The following is a 6,082-nucleotide window of genomic DNA, read 5'->3' on the forward strand; positions in this document are numbered from 1 at the left end:
CGCGACCGCCGAGGCGACTCCCGGCACGGCCGCACCGGCTCCCACGGCCGGTCCCTCCGGTGATCGCGATCGGCTGATCGGCCTGCAGCGCGCTCGCCAGGACGTCGCCCGCGGTGCGGTCGGGAACCACTCCGCCGTACGCCTCCGCGGTCGGGTACTGGGCGAAGACGATGTCCGCCAGGTCGACGTCGCTGAGCGCGAGGCCCATCTGCACCATGGTGTTGACGTTGTTGAACTCGGTCGAAAGGGTCATGTTGCCCAGTGCCGCCTTGGCGAGCCCGTAGAGGGCGACGGGGTTCAGGAGGGTGTCGGCGCTCTTGATCTCGCGCATGAGCGACGAGAGGAACACCTGCTGGTTGCTGATGCGGGTGAGGTCGCTGCCGTCGCCGATGCCGTGGCGGCTGCGCAGGAACTGCAGCGCCGCCATGCCCTCCAGCGAGTGCGTGCCGGGCTCGAGGTAGGTGTTCGTGTACGGGTCGGCGATCTCGGTGGCGACGCAGACGTCGACTCCGCCGACGGCGTTCGACATCTCGATGACGCCGTTGAACTGGACCACCGCGCCGTAGTCGACGCTGATGCCCAGGAGGTCCTCGACGACGCCGGCGACGCAGCCCAGGCTGACCTCCTTGCCCATCGCCTCGTTGATCTTGGTGTCGGAGCGCTCGGCGATCGTCTCGCCGGTGGCCGCGTTGACGCACGACGGGATGTCGACGTACATGTCCCGCGGGAAGGAGACGACGGTCGCGTTGCTGTGGTCGGCCGAGACGTGCAGGAGCATGTTCACGTCGTTCAGGACGCTCGTCTCCTGGTCGGGATCGCCGTAGGCGTCGCCCTGGCCCTGGCGGGAGTCGCTGCCGACGACGAGGACGTTGAAACCGCCCTCCAGCGCACCGATCTCGGGGGCCGAGGCGGCCGCTCCGACGCCGGATCCCGCGGCGACCGGGTGCAGGTCGACGGAGGGCTGGGCGGACTGCACGAGGAGGGTCGCGGCGATCGCGACGATCGAGACGGTGGCGGCGACACCGACTCCGGAGACCGCTGCCGCAGCCTTCACGAGGGTGCGCGGGAGGCTGTGCCGCTTCTGCCGACCGTGCCGCACGAAGGGGCGCGGGGACCGCGCCGACTCGTCCGCGGCGGACCGGTCCGTCGAAGGGCGCGTCCTGAGCATCCGTCTCCCGTTCGTGTGCGTGCGTGCTGCCTGGTTCCTGCGCGCAGCGGCCGGGAGGGGGTCACCGGCGAGCGCGCGTCGGGACATAGTACCCGGGGACCTGCGGAACGGCCGGGGAATCCGTCGCCGATCGGATCCTGACTGCTGACCCACTGTCGACGGAGGGCGGATCGCTCCCCTCACACGCGGTGCCGCGGGCATCCGGGATCGTCGACCGGAGCGGAGGGCTAGGGATTCGAACCCTAGAGACATTTCTGCCCACCAGTTTTCAAGACTGGCTCCATCGGCCGCTCGGACAGCCCTCCCCGCCGCGTCCCAGGGGGTCGCGACAGTCGATGGTAACCGACGGGCGTCCGCCGGGCGGGGAACCCGTGTGCAACCGAGGACGGGAGCCGCGCGACGGGGCCTGCCGCGCGCACCGGCCGATCAGGACCTCGGTTACGAGCGAGGCCCTCCTCAGCGGAGCGACGACAGGGCGGCGGCGACGCCGTCCTCCTCGACCGTGGGGATCACGGCGGAGGCGACGGCGCGGACCTCGTCGGGAGCCTGGCCCATCGCGAGACCGGCGCCCTGCTCGGCCGCCCAGGTGAGCATCTCGATGTCGTTGCGGCCGTCGCCCAGGGCGACGACGTCGGAGCGCTCGATGCCGAGCTCCTCGCGGACGACCTCGAGGGCGGTCGACTTGTTGACGCCGTGCGGGGCGATGTCGAGCCACGCCGTCCAGCCGATGGCGTAGCTGACCTGGTGCAGCCCCATCTTCTCGACGAGGCCCGAGAACTCGTCGATGCCGGTCTCGGGCGAGATGACGACGACGCGGGTGCACAGGCGCCCGAGGAGCTCCTCGAACGGGACGTGGGTGGTCTCGACGCCCATCACCGCGCCGCCGGGGAACGCCTCGGTGTAGAAGAACGCGCCGTGCTCGTCCTCGACGGCGTAGTGCGCCTCGGGGAGGAACCGGAAGATGTTCTGCAGCACCTCGGTCGGGTCGAAGGTCTTGACGATCTCGGGACGGTAGCCGCCCTCGACGCCCTCGTCGCGGCGCAGGGTGACGGCGCCGTTGCAGCAGATCACGTACTCCGGAGCGATGCCCAGGCGCGCCACGACCGGCAGCGTCGACGCGGGCGAGCGGCCGGTCGCGAGCATGACCTCGTCGCCCTGGCGCTCGACGCGCAGGATCTCCTCGATCACGGCGTCGGTGATCGTGCCGTCCTCGTGCATGACGGTGCCGTCGATGTCGAGGGCGACGAGGCGCCGGCCGGAGGCGGCGCTCATGCGGTCGCGACCGGCTCGAGGACCTCGAGGCCGCCCAGGTGCGGGCGCAGCGCCTCCGGGACCACGACCGAGCCGTCGGCGCGCTGGTGCGTCTCGAGGAGCGCGACGATCCAGCGCGTGGTGGCGAGCGTGCCGTTCAGGGTGGCGACGGGAGCGGTCCTGCCGGACTCGGTGCGGTAGCGGGTGTCGAGACGGCGGGCCTGGAACGTGGTGCAGTTCGAGGTGGACGTGAGCTCGCGGTACGCGTCCTGCGTGGGCACCCAGGCCTCGACGTCGAACTTGCGCGCCGCGCTCTGGCCGAGGTCGCCCGCGGCCGTGTCGATCACGCGGTAGTGCAGGCCCAGGCTCTGCAGCATGCCCTCCTGGTACGAGAGGAGGCGCTGGTGCTCGGCCTCCGCGTCCTCGGGCAGCGTGTAGACGAACATCTCGAGCTTGGTGAACTGGTGCACGCGGATGATGCCGCGGGTGTCGCGGCCGCCCGAGCCGGCCTCGCGGCGGTAGCAGGTGCTCCAGCCCGCGTAGCGCTTGGCGCCGCGCGAGAGGTCGAGGATCTCGTCGCTGTGGTAGCCGGCGAGGGCGACCTCGCTGGTGCCGGTGAGGTAGAGGTCGTCGTCGCGGAGGCGGTAGACCTCGTCGTCGTGCTCGCCGAGGAAGCCGGTGCCGTCCATGATCTCGGGCTTGACCAGCGTGGGGGTGATCAGCGGGGTGAAGCCCGCCTCGAGCGCGCGCTCGAGGCCCAGGTTCATCAGGGCGATCTCGAGGCGGGCGACGAGGCCCTTCAGGAAGTAGAAGCGGGCGCCGCTGACCTTCGCTCCGCGCTGCATGTCGATGCCGTCGAGGAGCTCGCCGATCTCGAGGTGGTCCCGGGGCTCGAAGTCGAAGACGGGGCGCTCGCCGACCGTCCTGACGAGCTCGAACTTCTCCTCGCCGCCGGCGGGCACGCCGTCGATGATCGGGTTCGCGATGCGCTTCACGAGCGAGGTGAAGCGCTCGTCGGCCTCGGCCGCCTCCTGCTGGGCCTGCTTGGCGCCGGCGGCGAGGCGCTGCGCCTCCTGCACGAGGGCGGCCTTCTCGTCCTTCGGGGCCTTCGCCACGGTCTTCCCGAACGCGTTCTGCTCGGCGCGCAGGCGCTCGGCCTCGGTGATCGCGGCTCGCCGGACGCGGTCGGCCTCGAGGGCCTCGTCGACGAGCTCGACGGAGTCGCCGCGCGCCTCCTGCGAGCGCTTGAGGACGTCCGGGTTCTCGCGGAGGAGCAGAGGATCGATCACCCCGGCAGTTTAGCCGGGGGCGCGCATCTCTCCCGCCGCACCTGGGGATCGACCGAGCAGGCGATCCGAACGCGGTCGGTGCTGCGAATGTAAGGGGCTCCCTCCCCCATCCCCCGAAGTGGAACCACCGCATGACCGACCCGACCTCCCCCGTCCTCGTCGAGCGCGACGGGCCGATCGCCCGCGTCGTGCTGAACCGCCCCGACGCCCTGAATGCCATCGACCTCGGCCTGGCCCGGGCGCTCCTCGCCACCGTCGCCGACCTCGACGCCGACCCGGCGGTCGCGGTCATCGTGATCCAGGCGGCCGGACGGGCCTTCTGCACCGGCGGCGACGTGTCGGCGATCATGAGCGCGCCCGAGCCGGAGCTCTATCTCCGCGACGTCGCGACCACCTCGGCCGAGGTCTTCCGTCTGCTCGAGAGCGCCCGGGCCGTGGTGGTCTGCGCGATCGACGGGATGACGGCGGGCGCCGGCATCGCCTTCGCTCTCGCCGCCGACATCGTGGTCGCGACGCCCGCGGCGGTGTTCCTCAGCGCCTACGGCGACGTCGGCCTCGTGCCCGACTGCGGAGTGACGGTCGCCCTCCCCCGCACGATCGGCCGGCGCCGCGCGCTCGACTTCGCGCTCACGGGCCGGCCCGTGCGCGCGATCGAGGCGCTCGAGTGGCAGCTCGTCACCGAGATCGTGCCGCGGGCCGATCTCGCGGCGCGGATCGACGAGCGCGTCACGGCGCTCGCCTCCCGACCCGCGCACGTGGCCGCCGCGACCCGTCGGCTGCTGCGGACGGATCCGCTGGACCTCGCGGAGCGGATCGAGGAGGAGACCGGCCTGCTGGTCGACTTCCTCTCGGTGCCCGCGACCCGCGCGCTCCTGGACGCCGAGCACGACCGCCAGCGCGCCCGCCGCGCCCGCACCACCGCCGGGGTCTAGGACCCGTCCAGCCGCGGCACCGGTGCCGCCCGCTACCGTTCGTGCATGGCGGAGACGGGACCGAGGCGCGCGGCGGTCGTCGTGAACCCCTCGAAGGGCGATCAGGCGCGGCTGCGGGCGCTGGTGGCGGCGGCCGAGCAGGAGCACGGCTGGGAGGCGACGGTCTGGTTCGAGACGACCCCGTCGGAGCCGGGCGCCACGCAGGCCCGCGCGGCCGTCGCCTCCGGGGTCGACGTCGTGCTCGCCGCCGGCGGCGACGGCACGGTGCGCTCGGTGGCGGAGGGGCTGCGCGGCTCGGGCACGGCCCTCGCGGTGCTGCCGTTCGGCACGGGCAACCTGCTCGTGCGGAACCTCGGCCTGCCGCTGGGCTTCGAGGAGGCGGTGCGCGTCGCGTTCGGCGGCGGCGAGCGCCGGATCGACACCGGAGTGGTGACGCTGGAGCGCCCGGACGGCGAGCGGGTGGAGAACGTCTTCCTCGTGATGGCGGGACTGGGCATCGACGCGAAGATGATCGCGAAGACCAGCACGAAGCTGAAGAAGGCGGTCGGCTGGCTGGCCTACGTGGACGGCGGGATGCGCGCGCTGGCCGAGCTGGAGCCCGTGAAGCTGCGGTACTCGCTCGACGGCTCGGCCTCGCGGTCGGTCTCGGTGCACTCCGTGATGGTCGGCAACTGCGGCGTCCTGCCCGGCGGGATCCTGCTGATCCCCGACGCCGAGCCGGACGACGGCGTGCTCGACATCGTGGCGCTGCGCCCGCGCGGGCCGCTGGGCTGGCTCAAGGTCTGGAACACGATCACGTGGGAGAACGGCGTGCTGCGCCGCTCCGCCGCCGGCCGCAAGCTGATCGACCTGCGCGAGGACGCCCGCGACGTCATCTACCTCAAGGGGGAGGACATCCGGATCCGCGTCGACGAGCCGCAGGAGATCCAGCTCGACGGCGACGGCCTCGGGCTCGCGAAGGGCGTGCGGATCCGCGTGGACGCGGCGTCTCTGCTCGTCCGGGTGCCCGCGCGCTGAGTCCGCCCGATCGGCGCCGATCTCGGCTACGGTGGTCCACGCGAAGGGGAGTAGTTCCCACCGCCTGCTCGTCAGGCGACGAGGCGCGTCGACATGCTGGTCCGGGACGATCCGGACCCGGCGCTCCACCCGGATCCGCACGGAACCGGGCGAACGAGACCTTCGGTCAGTCGACGCACGTCCTGACCGGTCCCTCTCGCGCGGGTCGGCGGGCCCGAACCCAGGAGATCCCATGGCGAGAACCGCTCCGGACCCCACCTCCCCGACCCCCGTGCAGATCCGCCGGTGGCGGCGCTACCTCGCCGACGAGCTCGCCGAGGCGGCCACGTACCGCGACCTGGCCGGGCGGCGCTCCGGCGAGGTAGCGCCGCCACCGGCGGATCTGCACGGGGGTCGGGGAGGTGGGGTCCGGAGCGGTTCTCGCC

At 72.5% G+C, this 6,082-nt stretch carries 5 protein-coding genes, 1 tRNA gene and 1 pseudogene; 3 read left to right on the forward strand and 4 right to left on the reverse strand.

Going from position 1 to position 6,082, the window contains the following annotated elements; all coding sequences use genetic code 11:
• From NB037_RS18245 to serS, 4 genes are all read right to left on the reverse strand, one after another.
• A partial coding sequence (locus NB037_RS18245) for an LCP family protein (RefSeq protein WP_251948317.1) occupies positions 1 to 1,168 on the reverse strand: 1,168 nt, incomplete at its 3' end.
• Positions 1,169 to 1,388: 220 nt separating this feature from the next.
• Positions 1,389 to 1,473, reverse strand: a tRNA-Ser gene (locus NB037_RS18250).
• A 151-nt stretch (positions 1,474 to 1,624) separates the two neighbouring features.
• Positions 1,625 to 2,440 (reverse strand): HAD family hydrolase, encoded by an 816-nt coding sequence (locus NB037_RS18255; RefSeq protein WP_251948319.1) that lies wholly within the window; start codon positions 2,438 to 2,440, stop codon positions 1,625 to 1,627.
• Positions 2,437 to 3,708, reverse strand: coding sequence for a serine--tRNA ligase (serS, locus tag NB037_RS18260; protein ID WP_251948321.1), 1,272 nt, complete (start codon positions 3,706 to 3,708; stop codon positions 2,437 to 2,439). Before serS ends, NB037_RS18255 begins: the two co-directional genes overlap by 4 nt.
• A 131-nt stretch (positions 3,709 to 3,839) precedes the next feature.
• Between serS and NB037_RS18265 the strand changes: the two genes are divergently transcribed.
• The 3 genes and pseudogenes from NB037_RS18265 to NB037_RS18275 all read left to right on the forward strand — a co-directional run.
• Positions 3,840 to 4,640: an enoyl-CoA hydratase/isomerase family protein gene (locus NB037_RS18265; protein WP_251948323.1), complete on the forward strand. Its 801-nt coding sequence runs from the start codon at positions 3,840 to 3,842 to the stop codon at positions 4,638 to 4,640.
• A gap of 45 nt (positions 4,641 to 4,685) precedes the next feature.
• A complete protein-coding gene (locus tag NB037_RS18270; protein ID WP_251948325.1) occupies positions 4,686 to 5,657 on the forward strand; it encodes a diacylglycerol/lipid kinase family protein in 972 nt (323 codons plus the stop codon).
• Positions 5,658 to 5,889: 232 nt separating this feature from the next.
• A pseudogene (locus tag NB037_RS18275) lies at positions 5,890 to 6,082 on the forward strand (hypothetical protein); the annotation flags it as partial.

It is taken from the genome of Rathayibacter rubneri (genome assembly GCF_023743255.1).
Classification (GTDB): domain Bacteria; phylum Actinomycetota; class Actinomycetes; order Actinomycetales; family Microbacteriaceae; genus Rathayibacter; species Rathayibacter rubneri.

Bases quoted from the DNA above. Each gene is read 5' to 3' on its own strand.
- NB037_RS18255 (WP_251948319.1), bottom strand. From the start codon at position 2,440: ATGAGCGCCGCCTCCGGCCGGCGCCTCGTCGCCCTCGACATCGACGGC.
- NB037_RS18265 (WP_251948323.1), top strand. From the start codon at position 3,840: ATGACCGACCCGACCTCCCCCGTCCTCGTCGAGCGCGACGGGCCGATC.
- NB037_RS18270 (WP_251948325.1), top strand. From the start codon at position 4,686: ATGGCGGAGACGGGACCGAGGCGCGCGGCGGTCGTCGTGAACCCCTCG.